The 16855-nt window shown below is 56.5% G+C and carries 20 protein-coding genes; 15 read left to right on the top strand and 5 right to left on the bottom strand.

Annotated elements, in window-relative coordinates:
- Positions 1 to 89: 89 nt before the first annotated feature.
- Together C8265_RS03955 and C8265_RS03950 are read right to left on the bottom strand one after the other, a co-directional pair.
- Positions 90 to 485: a hypothetical protein gene (locus C8265_RS03955; RefSeq protein ID WP_108482684.1), complete on the bottom strand. Its 396-nt coding sequence runs from the start codon at positions 483 to 485 to the stop codon at positions 90 to 92.
- A complete protein-coding gene (locus C8265_RS03950) occupies positions 485 to 1687 on the bottom strand; it encodes a pyridoxal phosphate-dependent aminotransferase (RefSeq protein WP_108482683.1) in 1203 nt (400 codons plus the stop codon). The genes C8265_RS03955 and C8265_RS03950 overlap by 1 nt, the downstream gene beginning before the upstream one ends.
- A 97-nt stretch (positions 1688 to 1784) precedes the next feature.
- Here C8265_RS03950 and C8265_RS03945 point away from each other — a divergent pair, with 97 nt between their 5' ends.
- From C8265_RS03945 to C8265_RS03935, 3 genes are all read left to right on the top strand, one after another.
- On the top strand, positions 1785 to 2183 hold the full coding sequence (locus C8265_RS03945) for a helix-turn-helix domain-containing protein (RefSeq protein WP_108482971.1): 399 nt from the start codon (positions 1785 to 1787) through the stop codon (positions 2181 to 2183).
- A complete protein-coding gene (locus C8265_RS03940; RefSeq protein WP_206050255.1) occupies positions 2171 to 2449 on the top strand; it encodes an FAD assembly factor SdhE in 279 nt (92 codons plus the stop codon). The genes C8265_RS03945 and C8265_RS03940 overlap by 13 nt, the downstream gene beginning before the upstream one ends.
- 82 nt (positions 2450 to 2531) lie before the next feature.
- Positions 2532 to 3029 carry a MarR family winged helix-turn-helix transcriptional regulator gene (locus C8265_RS03935; RefSeq protein WP_108482682.1) on the top strand — a complete coding sequence of 166 codons (498 nt, stop codon included), beginning with the start codon at positions 2532 to 2534 and terminating at the stop codon, positions 3027 to 3029.
- Between the two features lie 44 nt (positions 3030 to 3073).
- Here the strand turns inward: C8265_RS03935 and C8265_RS03930 are convergent, their stop codons facing one another.
- The gene (locus C8265_RS03930; RefSeq protein WP_108482681.1) at positions 3074 to 3829 is read right to left on the bottom strand and encodes a DUF1194 domain-containing protein; all 756 of its coding nucleotides are present in this window, start codon (positions 3827 to 3829) and stop codon (positions 3074 to 3076) included.
- Complete coding sequence (locus tag C8265_RS03925; protein ID WP_108482680.1) at positions 3826 to 4254, bottom strand: VOC family protein; 429 nt, start codon at positions 4252 to 4254, stop codon at positions 3826 to 3828. Before C8265_RS03925 ends, C8265_RS03930 begins: the two co-directional genes overlap by 4 nt.
- Before the next feature lie 171 nt (positions 4255 to 4425).
- On the opposite strand from C8265_RS03925, the gene C8265_RS03920 reads away from it, so the two are divergent.
- Genes C8265_RS03920 through C8265_RS03905 form a run of 4 tightly spaced genes read left to right on the top strand, consistent with a single transcriptional unit; the run spans position 4426 to position 6489 of the window.
- Complete coding sequence (locus tag C8265_RS03920; protein ID WP_108482679.1) at positions 4426 to 5217, top strand: thymidylate synthase; 792 nt, start codon at positions 4426 to 4428, stop codon at positions 5215 to 5217.
- Positions 5214 to 5699, top strand: a complete 486-nt coding sequence (locus tag C8265_RS03915) for a dihydrofolate reductase (RefSeq protein ID WP_108482678.1) — start codon at positions 5214 to 5216, stop codon at positions 5697 to 5699. Before C8265_RS03920 ends, C8265_RS03915 begins: the two co-directional genes overlap by 4 nt.
- 5 nt (positions 5700 to 5704) lie before the next feature.
- The gene (locus C8265_RS03910) at positions 5705 to 6031 is read left to right on the top strand and encodes an arsenate reductase family protein (protein ID WP_108482970.1); all 327 of its coding nucleotides are present in this window, start codon (positions 5705 to 5707) and stop codon (positions 6029 to 6031) included.
- A 56-nt stretch (positions 6032 to 6087) separates the two neighbouring features.
- Positions 6088 to 6489: a DUF2177 family protein gene (locus tag C8265_RS03905; RefSeq protein ID WP_108482677.1), complete on the top strand. Its 402-nt coding sequence runs from the start codon at positions 6088 to 6090 to the stop codon at positions 6487 to 6489.
- 6 nt (positions 6490 to 6495) lie between these two features.
- Here C8265_RS03905 and C8265_RS03900 read toward each other — a convergent pair whose 3' ends face one another.
- A complete protein-coding gene (locus C8265_RS03900) occupies positions 6496 to 7512 on the bottom strand; it encodes a hypothetical protein (RefSeq protein ID WP_108482676.1) in 1017 nt (338 codons plus the stop codon).
- A gap of 154 nt (positions 7513 to 7666) precedes the next feature.
- Here C8265_RS03900 and gghA point away from each other — a divergent pair, with 154 nt between their 5' ends.
- The 8 genes from gghA (at position 7667) to C8265_RS03860 (ending at position 16833) form a co-directional block, all read left to right on the top strand.
- Positions 7667 to 10033 (top strand): glucosylglycerol hydrolase, encoded by a 2367-nt coding sequence (gene gghA, locus C8265_RS03895; protein WP_108482675.1) that lies wholly within the window; start codon positions 7667 to 7669, stop codon positions 10031 to 10033.
- 137 nt (positions 10034 to 10170) lie between these two features.
- Positions 10171 to 11232: a dipeptidase gene (locus C8265_RS03890; protein ID WP_108482674.1), complete on the top strand. Its 1062-nt coding sequence runs from the start codon at positions 10171 to 10173 to the stop codon at positions 11230 to 11232.
- Positions 11233 to 11271: 39 nt separating this feature from the next.
- The gene (locus C8265_RS03885) at positions 11272 to 12870 is read left to right on the top strand and encodes an ABC transporter substrate-binding protein (protein ID WP_108482673.1); all 1599 of its coding nucleotides are present in this window, start codon (positions 11272 to 11274) and stop codon (positions 12868 to 12870) included.
- A 60-nt stretch (positions 12871 to 12930) separates the two neighbouring features.
- Entirely contained in the window at positions 12931 to 13929 is a 999-nt protein-coding gene (locus C8265_RS03880; RefSeq protein WP_108482672.1) for an ABC transporter permease, read from the top strand.
- 9 nt (positions 13930 to 13938) lie between these two features.
- Positions 13939 to 14850: an ABC transporter permease gene (locus C8265_RS03875; protein ID WP_108482671.1), complete on the top strand. Its 912-nt coding sequence runs from the start codon at positions 13939 to 13941 to the stop codon at positions 14848 to 14850.
- On the top strand, positions 14847 to 15701 hold the full coding sequence (locus C8265_RS03870; RefSeq protein ID WP_108482670.1) for an ABC transporter ATP-binding protein: 855 nt from the start codon (positions 14847 to 14849) through the stop codon (positions 15699 to 15701). The genes C8265_RS03875 and C8265_RS03870 overlap by 4 nt, the downstream gene beginning before the upstream one ends.
- The gene (locus tag C8265_RS03865; RefSeq protein WP_108482669.1) at positions 15698 to 16444 is read left to right on the top strand and encodes an ABC transporter ATP-binding protein; all 747 of its coding nucleotides are present in this window, start codon (positions 15698 to 15700) and stop codon (positions 16442 to 16444) included. Before C8265_RS03870 ends, C8265_RS03865 begins: the two co-directional genes overlap by 4 nt.
- A 26-nt stretch (positions 16445 to 16470) precedes the next feature.
- A complete protein-coding gene (locus C8265_RS03860; protein ID WP_108482668.1) occupies positions 16471 to 16833 on the top strand; it encodes a VOC family protein in 363 nt (120 codons plus the stop codon).
- Positions 16834 to 16855: the final 22 nt, after the last annotated feature.

Raw genomic sequence — 16855 nt, 5'->3', positions numbered from 1 at the left:
ATAACCGTCTCCTTTGCGGGTTTACGGTTAATCTGCCTGTGTTTTGTTACGGAACCATGAATATTTGGGAAATTGCACGCGCGGCGCTCTTAACCGGGCAGCCCGCGTTCGGCCCGTTTGCGCACCAGTACCGTGCGTAAATCATGCATCGCCAACAACAGGCGGTCGGTCACCTGATCCACCTGTTCATCGGTCGCGCGGCTTTGAATCCAGTGGGTTGTGGTGTTCAGAAAATCAACGGCGCGGTGAATATCATCAAGATCGCGCTGCGCCAAAAGCGCGCGGCGCTCGGCCATCCATTTGGCTATGGCGGCACTGTCTTGTGCGGTGAGGGCGCGATCACCGTGGGGTTTGATTTCGCCCTTGTTCAGATTGACGACCGCGATCTGATCCAACTCCAGGCGTCGCTGTCGGCCATCGTTTTCCACCCGAAACACGAACGCGCCATTATCGCGCACACGGAAATAATAATCGGGTAAATCCATCAGGTTAAACCGGCGCAAAAGGATTTGATCCGCGCGCAAGCCTCGGTCAGATCGGCGTCGGATGTGGCATAACTGACGCGGAAATTGGGCGAAAGGCCAAAGGCCGCGCCAAACACAACCGCAACGCCGGTTTCCTCCAGCAACGCGGTGGCGAATGCTTCGTCGGTATCGATCAATGTGCCGCCCGCGCTGGTTTTGCCGATGCACCCCGCAATGGAGGGGTAGACGTAAAATGCCCCATCCGGCACCGGGCAGCGGATGCCGGCACAGTCATTCAGCCCCGCCACCACCAGATCGCGGCGCCGTTCAAAAACCGTGCGATTGGATGCCAGAAATTCCTGCGGGCCGTTCAGTGCCTCAACTGCTGCCCATTGGCTGATGGAACAGGGGTTGCTGGTGGATTGCGATTGCACCTTGCGCATGGCGTTGATCAATTTAACCGGCCCGGCGGCATAGCCAATCCGCCATCCCGTCATCGCATAAGCCTTGGATACGCCATTCACGGTCAGGGTGCGGTCATACAGGCGCGGCTCGACCTGGGCGGGGGTGCAAAAGCTGAAATCGCCAAAGGTGAGGTGTTCGTACATATCATCCGACATCACCCAGACATGGGGATGGCGCAGCAATACATCGGTGAGCGATTTCAACTCATCCCACGAATATCCGGCCCCGGTCGGGTTGGACGGTGAGTTGAAAATCAACCATTTGGTGCGTGGTGTGATCGCCGACTCCAACTGATCGGCGGTCAATTTGAATCCGGTTTGCAGGCTGGCCTCGGCCACCACGGGGGAGCCGCCTGCCAACAACACCATATCAGGATAGCTGACCCAATAGGGGGCGGGAATGACCACCTCATCGCCCTCATTCAGGGTGGCCATAAGGGCGTTATACAGGATTTGCTTGCCGCCGGTGCCGACGCTGACCTGTTTGGTGGTATAGGTCAGGCCATTTTCACGGCGAAACTTTTTGACGATGGCGGATTTCAGTTCCGCAATGCCGTCAACGGGCGTGTATTTGGTGTGCCCTTCGTTTATGGCTGCGATGGCGGCGGCCTTGATATTGTCGGGGGTGTCAAAATCAGGCTCGCCTGCGCCCAAAGCAATGATATCATGGCCCGCGGCGCGCAATTCTGCCGCCTTCGTGGTAACGGCGATTGTCGGACTGGGTTTGACCCGGTTCAAGGTCGCAGACAAAAAGTCCATCGATGTCTCCTGGTGGAAAAAGGCGCCTGACTGTTCTAGGGTCGGGGCGAAAACGGATCAAGTCTTTAGCAGGCCGCCCATGGCAAAAGGAAAGCGAATGATCGAAGAACCGGCGACAGAACGCAATTGGTATTCCAACGATACGGCCACCTTTGGCGACCGTCTGGCCGACGCACGGGTGGCCGTGGGCATGAGCCAGGAAGATCTGGCGCGGCGTGTCGGGGTCAAGATATCGACCCTGAGGAATTGGGAAAACGACATGGCCGAACCGCGCGCCAATAAGTTAAGCATGTTGTCGGGCCTGTTGAATGTATCGCTGCGCTGGCTGTTGACCGGCGAGGGCGAAGATTTCAGCCCGCCGGGCGACGCGGTGGAAATGCCCGAAGATATCATGAAAATTCTAACTGAATTGCGCCAGACCCAAAGTGATCTGGTGCGTATGGCAAACAAAGTGGGGCGGCTGGAAAAACAGCTGAAATTATCATGGAAGAATTAAAACCGATCGGCGAGGCGCCAGATGTTCGCGTCAAGCGATTGTACATGCGTTCAATCCGGCGTGGGATCAAGGAAATGGATTTGATTCTGGGGGCTTATGCGGATGCAGGGCTGGCACGGCTGTCGCCTGAATGGCTGGATCTTTATGATGATCTTTTGTCCGAAAATGACCATGACTTGTATCAATGGGTCACCGGCCAAACCGCCACCCCCGCGCATTTTGCGCCGCTGATTGATGACATAGCGATATTTAGTAGCTGCCGTTAGGGCAGGTTCGATAAATATTTGCAAAAAATTAGGGTTTCTCCCCCAAAGCTGACCCCACAAGCGGCTTTGGTGGAGAAAGAAGATGAGTGTTCATGAACGTTTGAGTGGGCTCAGTGAGCGCGGTTTTATGGCGGAATACCTTGACAGCCTGTCACTGGTCGAGCGTTTGCACCGCCTTTTGCTGGACGTGTTGAAGGATGAGTTTGAGCGTGTGGGCGTGTTGGAAATCAACCCGGTCCAAGCATTGCTGCTGTTCAACGTGGGTGACAACGAGGTGACAGCGGGCGAGTTGAAATCACGCGGCTATTATCAGGGGTCGAATGTTTCGTATAACCTGAAAAAACTGGTCGAGATGGGGTATATGCACCATCAGCGCTGCGGTATTGATCGGCGTGCCGTGCGCGTGCGGCTGACTGCGAAAGGCCGGGCTGTCCATGATGTGGTGCACAAATTGTTTGAGCGCCACGCAGAAGGATTGCAATCGCGCGGGGTTCTGGGGGCAGACGGGGTTGAGATTATCAATACCACGCTGCGCCGGGTCGAACGATACTGGACGGATCAAATCCGCTATATTTATTAGGTTGTGGGGTCTGACCAAACGGGCGCGCCGTTGGCGCGACACGATTATTTGTTTGGCGCATGATGCATCGGTGTGTCTGACCCCTGCGAACCGGGCAGGCGGCCAATGGCAAGCACCTGCAATTCGCGCAGCAGTTTGCGTTCCATCGCCTTGCGGTATTCGCTGAATCCGCTGGCCGTTTCGACAAAGGCATCGGGGCCGTGAATGACATGGGCGTGAAAATAACCGCTGAGGGTTTGGATGTCAGGTTGCATCGGCTCTGTTGTGGCCGCGGTGCCGCTGCCGATGATCAGCGCATTGATGGTTGGGGTATGCGGCGGCAAGGTTTTGCGAACGTCCTGGGGCCGGGGCCCCGAATTAGATGTGCCGTCGCCCGATATATCGATGGCATGGCGCCAGCAATCGGGCCGTTGGGCCAGCAGACCATTGCCAAAGGCAAGGGCCGCGCCCAGGGCGGTGGACGGATCGCTGGGCCGTCGAGAAATCATGGTAAGTGTTTTGGCAGCGCGCGCGATCGTTGTTTCATCGGTCATCGGCGACCACGAAAGAAGCAGGCGTTGATCGTCTGGCCCGGCCCATTCGTATACGGCAATTTCAACCCAGGTGCCGGGCATCGCCAAAAGCGCGGATTGCACCGCCGGTGCCATAAGCGCGGCGGCCAACCCATCAAGCTGTTGGCGATATTCGGTATCATCGACCGATCCGGAAATATCCAGACCCAAGGCCAGCGCCTGTCGACAGGTCGCGGCCCCAGGTGTGGCAAAAACAATGGCAGACAAGGCCAGTGCGGCCCGGATCACCAGTGTCCTGTATTCTCCATGCTGGCCCAAGGCTCGGCAGGGGGCAGATGATCGCCCTCTTGCAAAAGTTCGATGGAAATATTGTCAGGCGACCGCACAAATGCCATGTGGCCATCGCGCGGCGGGCGATTGATCGTCACGCCATTGTCCATCAGGTGCTGGCACATGTCGTAGATATTTTCGACACGGTACGCGAGATGGCCGAAATGGCGGCTATCCGACGGCAGCCCATCGTCACCATCCCAGTTATAGGTCATCTCGACGGCGGCATCTTCCTGACCCGGAGGAGACATGAAAACAAGGGAAAAACGGCCCTTTTCATTGTCCATGCGCCGGGTTTCGACCAGGCCCAGCAGCTCGTAAAACGCCTTGGATTTTTCCAGATCCTTGACCCGAACCATCGTGTGCAGATATTTGATTTTCATTGGTTGCTCCCTTGTGCTTGGGCCATCCTAACACGGTGTGCGGGCGGTTTGAATGCGGGATTTTGCTTGCGGATCAGGCGTCATGCAGGGCGAGGTTGCCCCGCCTAGCACTAGTCAATCTGTTGTGCGATAAGCCGCTGAATCCGATTCTGGGGCAAATGGGGGTAGGGCGTGCAACAATATCATGACGCACTTCGGCATATTCTGGAGCACGGAGAGGTGTCGGGTGATCGCACCGGAACCGGCACGCTGTCGGTTTTCGGAATGCAGAGCCGGTACGCCATGGGCGCTGGATTTCCGCTGCTTACCACCAAGAAATTGCATCTGAAATCGATTGTGCATGAACTGTTGTGGTTTTTGTCAGGTGACACGAACATCCGGTACCTACAGGACAACGGAGTGTCGATCTGGAATGAATGGGCCGATGAAAATGGCGATCTCGGGCCGGTTTACGGGGCGCAGTGGCGGCGTTTTCCCGGGCCAAACGGGCCGGTCGATCAGATTGCCGATCTGGTTGAGGCGATCAGGAAAACGCCCGACAGCCGCCGTTTGATTGTTTCGGCCTGGAACCCCGGCGAGGTGGGCGAAATGGCGTTGCCGCCCTGCCATACCTTGTGGCAGGTGCGGATTTCGAATGGGAAATTGCATCTGCAGCTTTATCAACGTTCGGCGGATATGTTTCTGGGCGTGCCGTTCAACATCGCGTCTTATGCGCTGTTGTTGCACATGCTGGCCCATGTGACAGGGTATGAGCCGGGGGATTTTGTGCATGTGATGGGTGATGCGCATATTTATTCCAACCACGTGGAGCAGGTGGATTTGTTATTGTCGCGCACGCCCAAACCCCTGCCAAAGCTGAAGATTTTGCGCGATGTCGATTCGATTTTCGATTTCCGTTATGACGATTTCGCCTTTGAAGGGTACGATCCTGATCCGGCGATCCGCGCGCCAGTCGCGGTATGATCAGCCTGATTGTTGCCCGGGCGCGCGGTGGGGCCATTGGTAAAAACGGGGATATCCCGTGGCGCGCACCAGAAGATTTAAAATTCTTTCAGCGCGAAACTATGGGGGGCGCGGTGATCATGGGACGGCGCACTTGGGACAGTCTGCCTTTCAAGCCTTTGAAAAATAGGCTTAATATCGTGGTGACGTCGCAGGATCTGAATGCGCCGGTGGTGTGTGGCGATGTTGATGGCGCGCTGCACCACGCCACTGAGGAAGGGCATCGCCGGATTTACGGTATCGGCGGTGAACACATTTACGGCGCGCTGATTGACCGGGCAGATCGCCTGTTGATTACCGAGGTTGCCGTGGATGTTCCGGGGGCCGATACGTTTTTTCCGGATTTTAACCCGGATAACTGGGTTTTGGTGGGGCGGCATCCTTTGCAGGATGAACCGACCTGCGTTTTGCATGAATACCTCAGAAAAGGGCCACAGACATGACCGATATCACCTTGATGGGCATTCGCACATGCGACACCTGCAAAAAGGCGGCAAAGGCGCTGGAGGCTGCGGGCCATAAAGTGACATTTCACGATATGCGTGCCGATCCCCTGAGCGACGCGCAGTGGCAGGAATTGTTGACGGAATTTGGCGACAAATTGGTTAACAAGAAATCAACCACCTATCGCGGGCTGTCCGATTGGATGAAAGCGTCAGAGGCCGATGCCCAATTGACCAACCACCCAACGCTGATGAAACGGCCGGTGATCCGTGCCGATGGGGTGTTGTATCTGGGGTGGGATGATACCGTGCAAGGCGCATTGCTGGGTTAATTTGCAACCAAAACCGGGGGTGCCGCGTATACATTGGCAAACCTTCGGAGCATCCCATGACCCAGATCATCGTCGCCTATATCGTCACCGCCGCCGTTTTCCTGATTGCCGATGCGATCATGTTGACCAATTTCATGAAACCACTGTTCGTCAAACACCTTGGCGATGCGGTGCTCGAGTCGCCGCGCTTTGGCCCGGCGGCCGTGTTTTATCTGTTCTATATTGCCGGTGCGATCTGGCTGGTGTCGTGGCCCGCGATAAAAGTGGGCGATCCGACACAGGCATTGATCAATGGCGCAATTTTGGGCGCCATGGCCTATGGCACCTATGAATTTACCTCGTATGCAGTCATGCGCGATTGGTCGTTTCAACAGGTGATGGTTGACGGCATCTGGGGCACGGTTCTGACCGGTGTCAGCGTTTGGGCGGGTGTTCTGGCGGCGCGCAGTTTTGCCTGATCTCGCCTAGCGCATCCAAAGATTGGCCTTGCGCAATTGGTTGCGCAGGGCCTGTTCGCGGCGGGGCAGATTATCACGATCAAACATCGCACGGGCCTTTTCACCCTTGTTTTGATAGACCATGCGCAAGATTGGCGGATACCCTTTCATCGCCTTTTTTATCTTGTTCGGGGCGGCGATGGTTTCCAATACCTCAATCGCATGATCACTTTCGCGGGCATACATGAGGGGTAACATGCGGTAATGGCACGAATGGGTGCCATCCAGCATGCCGGGCGGAATGGTATCGCGCCCGCCGCCGAATGAATGGATCACCAGCGGCAGAACCACCTGATCCAACCACGGATCCAACGATTGGCCAATCAATTCGCGCGGTGGATCATTACGCACGCGAACGGCATAGTCTGTAAAACGCTCTCCAAATTTTTTCGGACAGTCGTAAAAGAACCAACCCGCGTTAAAATACAGATAACGCTGCCAATAATTATCAGGCTGGGTCAGATCCAGCGTCGTTTCAAACTCCAATCCGAACCGGTCATACAGCGATTTCCAGATGCCGTTGTAATCCGGGCCGTAAAGTTCGGGCGTGGGCCATGTGCCGGTGCGTTTCATCGATGCGGTGGGGCGGGAAAAATCGAACGGGATCTGTGATAAATCCCCGGTGATCAGCGTGTCTGTGTCAAAAAACACGAATGGCTCGCCCTCGGGCAGGCATGCCAAACCTTCGATCTTGTTGCCATAGGCATAGGATTGCCCAAAATGCCGATTGTGCAATGGCACGATTTCGGCCCCGAAGTGATCGGTAAGAAGCGCGCGCAAATCATCGTTCAATGCGCGCGGGTCATCGGCCCACAGGGGGCCGGGCTGTGGTTCGGCCAAGATCAGGCGCCCGGCAAAATTCGGGTTTGTGTGGCGCAAAGAGGCGGCGAACAGCACCGCCTCATAGGCCATGCGCCCGTTTTGCAGAACGATGAAAATGTTGAAAGGTGGCGCACTGCCGGGCCTGTCGGGGGTGTTTGCCATGGTCGGCCTTTGGTTTTTATACCGCCTGTATATCGCACCGCCGACAGCGCGAAAAGGGCGGCGTCGGTGTTTCGTGCCGGTGCGCTTGCCCGGCATCTGCTGGACACTCGGCGTCATCCGGTTAGCTTAGGAACAAATAACATGAGGGATATCGATGAGCCTTGCCAACCGTATCACCCCCGATCTGGACGCCGCCCAAACCCTGTCTGGGAAATGCAGCGATCTTTACACCCATGCCCCGACAATTTTCGATGCAGAACAGGAAATCGCCCGCGATATGGGCGCAACCCTGGATGGCGATGTCGCACGGTTCAGTTTCTGGACACCTGAATTGTTGGAAAACCGCATCCCCGAGGGCGACGTGTTTCTCGAACTGCTCAGCCCTCAGGCACCGCTGGATCTGACACTGGCCCATCAGGATGTGCGGTTTGACCGGGTGTTGGTGCCCACGGTGCGTCACGAAACCCGCACGTTTGCCGCCGTGCGCGGTGCGATTGCGGGCACGCGCGACCGCGTCGGTGATTTTTACGCCCTGATCTGGCGCGATGTCGAAGGCAATTGGCACCGGATTTACGACCCCTTGGCGATGTCTTTGCCGTTTGGCGCGTTTGCCCCGGCAGAACTGTATGATGTGGCGGCCATGCAGGCAGGGCGCGGCGATGCGGCCTATTTCGCCGCCGTAAAGGGCGCCGTGCCCCATAAATTTGGCCCACCGGTCAATATTCTGCAAATTCACGTGCCCACGGCCACCGCTGGCGGCACTCTGGCCAGTCTCACACGGTATTACAAACGCCTGTCAGATCGGGTGGCCGAAGGGCTGCCTCTTGAGCCATCGGATGAGTTGTTCGTGGGCTATGACGCGGTGCAACTTTTGCCGGTGGAGCCGACAACCGTGTATGAAACCGGCCTGTCATTCTGGCAGGATACCTTGGGCGAGGGGGCGTGTGATGTGACGCTGCATCGCCCCGATACCACCAACTGGGGCTATGACATTGTGATTTCCGGCATGGGCACGGTCAACCCGGTGCTGTTGGAAACCGGACGGCCCGATGAATTGGTCGATTTTGCCAGTGTGCTGCATAATTTCGCGTCCAAGCCGAAAAAGCTGATTTTGGATGTGGTGTTTGGCCATTCTGACAATCAGGGATTGAACGCGCTGAACCCGCGGTTTTTTGGCGGGCCGAACATGTATGGTCAGAACCTTGATTATCAAAACCCGACGGTGCGCGCGATCCTGTTGGAAATGCAGCGGCGCAAGGTTGATTTTGGCGCCGATGGCGTGCGCGTGGACGGCGCGCAGGATTTCAAGAATTGGAATCACGCCACGAATACCATGGAACATGATGATGCCTATCTGCAATCCATGGCCGACGTTGTGCAAGATGTGGCCGGCACACAATACCGCCCCTGGTTCATATTTGAGGATGGACGCCCCTGGCCGGACGAGGATTGGGAGCTTTCCAGCACCTATCGCAGCGTGATCGAGCGGCAGACAGATGACGATATCTTCCAATGGGGGCCGCTGACCTTTGCCCATAACACGCCGTTTTTATATACCTATTGGTTGTCGAAATTCTGGCGCATCCGCGAAATGTTGGAAGTGGGCGAAAACTGGATTTCTGGCACATCCAACCATGATACTTTGCGCCGGGGCACCCAAGTTTCACCGAAAATGAATATCAATACGCGCCTTGGTGCCACCCGGATGGAGATTTTGGAAAAGGCATATGACAACCCGGTGGTACACGCCCTGACCTATGGGGTGTTGCCCGGTGTGCCGATGGATTTTCTGAACGCCACGGCGCGTGCCCATTGGGGGTTTATTCGCAACCAAGACGATAAATACGGCGTCAAGGTTGTATCAGAGGAAGTGACCAGCCTGAAATGGCAGATTGATGAATATTCCTATTCCATTGGCAGTAATTTCAAACGGCTCAAGGCGCTGGGCTTTGAAACCCGCGATGAATTGGCGCGGTTTTTTGAATTTCTGCCCGCTTTGGTTGAGGTTACAGAATATGATCTCGAGGAAATCGCACGCCTGCTGACTGCGGCCGAGCCGCCGTTGGCCGGGCCGCACCCCGTGTCTGTTGCGTCATTGAAACAGGTGGCGCGTGCCTGGATGGATGACATGCACGAATATTGCAATGTCACCCACCGGTTTTCATCGCTGATTCCACAGCAAACCAAATTCACCCTGGCGTTGCGTAATTTTCGCCGGGCGCGGCCCTGGTTGGGCAATGCCTTTGGGGCGAAAGATCATTTTGATTATATGACGCCGATTGCCGGGCGCACGGCTTTCCGCGCCCTGCGCCATGGGCCGGACGGTGAACAGGTGTTTGCGCTGTTGCATATGGAGGGCAAACCGACCGATCCGATTGATCCTTTGGCGATGGATATTCCCGGCCTGTCCGGCGGCGGCTGGGCCTTGGCCTTGGCAACGCCCCTGGTCGATGAGGCATACGAGGGCGGCGCGATCGCGCTGCATGATTCCATGGGGCTGATTTTTACCCGAACGGGTTGATTTCCATGGCTAAATACTGGCAGGATAATCCACGGTCTGTTGTATTGCGGCAAAAGGCCCGCGCCAGTTGGCTCACTTAAGGCGCGTCTGATCGGCGAACTTGGGTGGGCTTGCGGCAATCAAAGAAAAGGAACCCGATGCAAACCCCAACACAACCTGCAATCTTCGATGGCCATAATGATGCGCTTTTGAAGCTGTTCAAAAATGGTGGGTTGGCAAACGCGGCCCAGTTTTCAAACGGGTACAATGCGGCGATTGATGTGCCAAAATCGCGGGCAGGCGGGTTTGGTGGCGGGTTTTTCGCGCTTTATGTGCCGTCGCCGCTGGATTTGGCGACGAAATTCGACGAGATGTCAAAAGCGCAATATGATCTGCCGCTGCCCACGCCGATCCCGGTGGAACAGGCCCTGCCGGTGGTCATGCATCAGGCCGCGATCCTGTTCGCGCTTGAGGCGCAGGGCGCGTTGCGCATCTGCCGCAGTGCTGCCGATATTCGCGCCGCCCTGGCCGCCGGGCAAATGGCGGCGATTTTCCATATCGAAGGTGCCGAAGCGATTGATCCAGAATTGCACAATCTTGATGTGTTGTATCACGCGGGCCTGCGATCACTCGGCCCGGTTTGGAGCCGCAGTACGATCTTTGGCCATGGTGTGCCGTTTCGCTATCCCGCGACCCCTGATATTGGTCCTGGGCTGACCGACGCGGGCAAACGATTGGTCAAACGGTGCAATGAATTGCGCATCCTGATTGATCTCAGCCATCTGAACGAGGCCGGGTTTTGGGATGTGGCCGCGCAAAGCAACGCGCCCTTGGTGGCCACACATTCCAACGCCCATGCCATCTGCCCCCATGCGCGCAACCTGACCGATCGGCAGTTGGACGCGATTCGCGACAGCGATGGATTGGTCGGTGTGAATTTTGCCGTGGCATTTTTACGCGAGGATGGGCGCATGTTGAACGATGTGCCTTTGGCCCAAATGTTGCGCCATATTGACCATATGATCGAACGTTTGGGCGAAGATCGGGTCGGCCTGGGGTCGGATTACGATGGGGCAGTGGTGCCAAAAGGGCTGGACACTGTCGCCGATTTGCCCAACCTTCGGCAGGCAATGGTGGATCATGGATATGATAAGCCGTTGATTGCAAAGATATGCCATGAAAACTGGCTGCGCGTTTTGGAAAAAACCTGGGGCGAATAACGCCCGACGCGACGGATACACAACAGAGAGGATCATGTTATGACTGCATTCAGTAAACTGCTTTCGGGGGCTGCGATTGGCCTGGCCGTGGCTGTCACCGGTGGCACCGCTTTTGCCGAAACCCCAGCCAATATGTTGGTGATCGCGAACCGGATTGATGACATCACCACCCTCGACCCGGCGCAAAGTTTCGAATTTGCCGGATCCGACGTTGTGCGCAATGTCTATGGGAAACTGGTGAATTTCGACGCCACCGATCTTGAATCCGGCTACGGGCCCGATCTGGCCGAAAGCTGGGAGGTGTCGGAAGACGGCAAGACTATCACCTTCACCATGCGCGAAGGCGTGACGTTCCATTCGGGCAACCCGGTCACCGCCGAAGATGCCGAATTTTCCCTGCGCCGGGCGGTGATTTTGAACAAAACGCCCGCTTTCATTCTGACGCAATTCGGCTTTACCCCTGAAAACGTTGAAGAAACCATCGTGGCCGATGGCAACACCCTGACCATCACCACCGACAAACGCTATGCCACATCGTTCATTCTGAACTGTCTGACCGCCACAATCGGCGCCATTGTCGATAAAAAGCTGGTAATGGAAAACGAAGTTGACGGTGATATGGGCAACACCTGGTTGTCGACCAACAGCGCCGGTTCCGGCCCCTATCAGATTCAAAGCTGGAAACCGAACGAATCGGTTACGATGACATCCAACCCCGATTTTTACATGGGCGCGCCCGCGATGGAGCGGGTGATCGTGCGTCACGTGCAGGAATCCGCCTCACAGCGGTTGCTGCTTGAGCGGGGCGATATCGACATCGCGCGCAACCTGAACCCCGAAGATATTGCCGGGATCCGCGATGCCGATGGTGTGGTGATCTCTGAAGAGTTGAAGGGGCGTTTGATGTACGCGTCGTTCAACCAAAAGCACCCCGAGCTGAGCAAGCCGCAAGTGCGCCAGGCAATGAAATACCTGATTGATTACGAGGGGATGCGCGACAGTTTCCTGAACGGGCAGTACACCATTCACCAAAACTTCTTGCCGCAAACCTATCTGGGATCGGTTAAGGAAAACCCATTCACCCTGGACATTGAAAAAGCCAAGGCGCTGTTGCAAGAGGCCGGCGTGCCCGAGGGCCTGACGATTGAGGCGGGCGTGCGCGAGGCGCAAGAGCGCATTGAAATCGCCCAGACCATGCAAAACGCGATGGCCCAGGTTGGCATCACCATGAACATCACCGTGGGCACCGCGGCGCAGATTTTGGGCCGTTACCGGGCGCGTGAACTGGATATGTACCTGGGGGCATGGGGCCCTGATTATCCTGACCCGCAGACCAACGCCGGTACGTTCGCCTATAACCCCGACAATTCCGACGAGGCAGGCGCAACCGGATATCTGGCCTGGCGCAACGCATGGGATACGGGCGGGTTAAGCGCGCAGGTTGATGCCGCCGTGACCGAAGGCGACACCGAAAAACGCGCGCAGATGTATCGCGATATTCAGGCGGATTTCCGCGAAAATTCGCCCTTTGCGATCATGTTTCAACAGATCGAGCAATCGGCGCTGCGCGATAACGTGAAGAACTTTTCAACCGGTCAGGCGATCACCGCCGCGGCCTATTGGGAAGTGACGAAGTAAGTGTCGCTGAGCGACAACACAGGCGAAAGGCGTCTTGGCGCGCCTTTCGCCGCATTCGCAATGGGCAGTTTGCGCACCCTGACCAGCATCGCCGTAACGATGTTGGGCCTGCTGTTCGTGACGTTCATCATTGGCCGGGTCATGCCGATTGATCCGGTTCTGGCCATTGTCGGCGAACGCGCCAGCCAATCGACCTATGACGCAACCTACGAGGCGTTGGGATTGGACAAGCCTCTGATCGTGCAATTCTTTATCTATGTCGGTGATGTGTTGCGGGGTGATTTCGGCATCTCAACGTTGAATTCGCGCCCTGTCTCGGAAGACATCTTGCGCGTGTTTCCCGCCACGCTGGAACTGGCCACGCTTGGCGTCGTGTTTGGCGTGGTTTTGGGCGTGCCTTTGGGTGTTGTGGCGGCCGTAAAGCGCGGCACCTGGATTGATCAAATTGCGCGGGTTGTTGCACTTATCGGATATTCCATGCCTATTTTCTGGCTTGGATTGATCGGATTATTGATCTTTTACGGCATTCTGGGCTGGGTTGGCGGACCGGGGCGGTTGGATATCTTCTATGTGGATATCGTGCCGACAATCACCGGTATGATTTTGGTGGATGCGGCGATTGATGGCAATTGGGATGTGTTTCGAAATGCGTTTTCCCACCTGATTCTGCCCGCCTCATTGCTGGGATATTATTCCTTGGCCTACATCAGCCGGATGACACGTTCGTTCATGTTGGAACAGCTGAGTGCCGAATATGTCACCACCGCGCGTGTAAAAGGGATGAGCGAATGGGATGTCGTCTGGCGCCATGCGTTTCGCAACATCCGTGTGCAATTGATCACGGTGATCGCGCTGTCTTATGCCGGATTGCTGGAAGGTTCGGTTTTGACCGAGATCATATTTTCCTGGCCCGGCATCGGCAGCTATATCACCACTGCGTTGCTCAGCGCCGATATGAATGCTGTATTGGGCGGCACTGTGGTGGTTGGCCTGATCTTTATCCTGCTGAATATCTTTTCCGACCTTTTGTATAAGGTGTTTGACCCCCGTGCGAAATAAGGTGACCCGATGAGCGAACAGACCCTGCGCCAATGGTTGCTGAGTGAAACACCAACATCGCGCCGCCATGCCCGCGCGGCGGCGTTTTACAAAGGCTGGCTGTCGTTTCGGGGCAATTCCATGGCCATGATCGGTCTGGGCATCCTGATTGCTTTGCTTCTGATCGCGGCCTTTGCGCCGCTGCTGTCGCCCTATGATCCATTTGTTCAGGATTTGGGCAATCGGTTAAAGCCTTTGGGCACCGAGGGGCACATTTTGGGCACCGACAGTTTGGGGCGCGACATTCTTTCGCGGCTGATACATGGCTCGCGGATCACATTGTATATCGTGGCGCTGGTGGCGTTGATTGCACCGGTTGCGGGGCTTTTGATTGGTACTGTGGCGGGGTTTGCCGGCGGTTGGACCGATACGATTTTGATGCGGATCACCGATATTTTCCTGGCGTTTCCACGGCTCGTTCTTGCCTTGGCTTTTGTGGCCGCGTTGGGCGCGGGGATCGAAAACGCAGTTTTGGCCATTTCACTGACCGCGTGGCCGCCCTATGCGCGGATCGCGCGGGCCGAAACCCTGACCATTCGCGCCTCGGATTACATCAGCGCGATCAGGCTGCAGGGTGCGGGGCCGTTGCGCATTATCACCAAACACATTTGGCCTTTGTGCATTTCATCGCTGATCGTACGGGTCACATTGGATATGGCGGGTATCATTCTGGCGGCGGCGGGCCTTGGGTTTTTGGGCCTTGGCGCGCAACCGCCCAGCCCGGAATGGGGCGCAATGATATCGGAAGGGCGGCGGTTTATTCTGGATCACTGGTGGGTGGCTACGATGCCGGGCCTCGCGATTTTCACAGTATCGCTTGCGTTCAACCTGCTCGGCGACGGGCTGCGCGATGTGCTTGACCCAAAGGATGCCGGCAAATGACGCTTTTGGATGTTGAAAATCTGTGGGTGAAATTTCCGACCCGTCAGGGCGTGTTTGATGCGGTGCGCGGTGTCTCGTTCACTCTGGGCCGTGAACGGCTGGGCATTGTGGGTGAATCGGGCAGTGGCAAATCCATGACCGGGCGCGCGATCTTGCGCCTGATCCGGCCCCCCGGCATTGTCGAGGCCGATCATATCAGGCTGGGTGACCGCAATCTGTTGGACCTGTCGGAACGCGACATGCGCGCCGTGCGTGGGCAACAGATTTCAATGGTGATGCAAGACCCTAAATTTTCCCTTAATCCGGTGATGAGCATTGGCGAACAATTGATCGAGGCCTATCGTCTGGCCAATAAATCCGGCCGCAAAGAGGCGCGACAGGCATCGCTTGAGGCGCTGGAATCGGTATCGATCCGTGATCCCGGACGGGTGATGGCCGCCTATCCCCATGAAATGTCAGGCGGGATGGGGCAACGGATCATGATCGCGATGATGCTGATACCCTCGCCACAAATCCTGATTGCCGATGAACCCACCAGCGCGCTGGATGTGAGCGTGCAGCGGCAGGTTTTGTCGATCATGGATGATCTGGTCACATCGCGGGGCATGGGTTTGATTTTCATCAGCCACGATTTGAATCTGGTGGCCGATTTCTGTGATCGGGTGCTGATCATGTATGCCGGGCGCGTTGTCGAAGTGTGCCGCGCCGACAGGTTGCACGAGGCACAGCACCCCTATACCCGCGGTTTGCTGAATTCTCTGCCACGTTTGAATGAACCGCGCGAAAAACTTGAGGTCTTGCGCCGCGATCCGGCCTGGTCAACCGCCCCCAGTGTGAGTGGCCGGGCATGAGCATGTTATCAGTTGAAAACCTGAACGTGTGGTTTGGCAGCGGGCGCAGCCGGGTTGATGCGGTGCAAGGCGCGACGTTTGACGTCGCCAAGGGCGAAAGTTTCGGTCTGGTTGGGGAATCGGGATCGGGCAAATCAACGATCCTAAAGGCGATCACCGGGTTGGCGCCGCAATGGGATGGGTCAATTACGGTTGATGGTCGGCCATTGACGCAAAAGCGGGTGAAATCATTCTACAAACTGGTGCAGATGGTGTTTCAAGACCCCTATGCATCGCTGCACCCGCGCCATTCGGTTGATGGGGTGCTGGGCGAAACCCTGCATCTGCACGGATTTCGCGATATCGATACCCGTGTCACCAAATTGCTGGACGACGTGGGATTGGGGCAGAAATTCAGGTTCCGCTATCCCCACCAATTGTCGGGTGGGCAACGTCAACGGGTGGCGATTGCCCGCGCATTGGCGGCAGAACCCAGAATTTTATTGCTGGACGAGCCGACTTCGGCATTGGATGTATCGGTACAGGCTGAAATTCTGAACCTGCTGACGGATTTGCGGGCCGAACATGGCCTGACCTATGTGATGGTGTCTCATGATCTGGCGGTGGTCGGGCATATGTGTGAACGGCTGGCGGTGATGAAAGACAGCCGGATCGTGGAAGTGATGGATGTGGCGGCGCTGCGCGCACAAAAAGCCGAGCATCCTTATTCGCAAGAGCTGTTGCGCAATTCGATCGGGGCCTGAAACCTCGGCAAACGGAGGGATACGGGATGTTGATGGGCCTGCACCATGTGCAACTGGCCATGCCACAGGATGGCGAGGCCGATGCACGCGCGTTTTACAGCGGCGTTTTGCGTATGTACGAAGAACCAAAGCCCCCCGAATTGGCAAAAAAGGGCGGCGTGTGGTTTCAAACCGGATCGGTGCGGGTGCATCTGGGGGTGGAAACACCGTTTGCCGCGTCAAAAAAGGCGCATCCGGGGTTTTTGGTGGCCTCCCTTTCCATGGCGCGTGATGCTTTGGATGCGGCGGGTGTCACGTTTGAATCCAATGGCGATTTCCCGGGGTTCAACCGGCTGTATGTCTCGGATCCGTTTGGTAACCGGATTGAGCTGTTGGAGCGCGCAGATTGATCTGCCAAGCGTAATTGCAGCG

Origin of the sequence: Oceaniglobus ichthyenteri (assembly GCF_003057885.1) — a bacterium.
In the GTDB taxonomy this organism is placed as follows: domain Bacteria; phylum Pseudomonadota; class Alphaproteobacteria; order Rhodobacterales; family Rhodobacteraceae; genus Oceaniglobus; species Oceaniglobus ichthyenteri.
The sequence above is the reverse complement of the archived record's forward strand: the minus strand, read 5'-3'. Positions and strand labels throughout refer to the sequence as shown.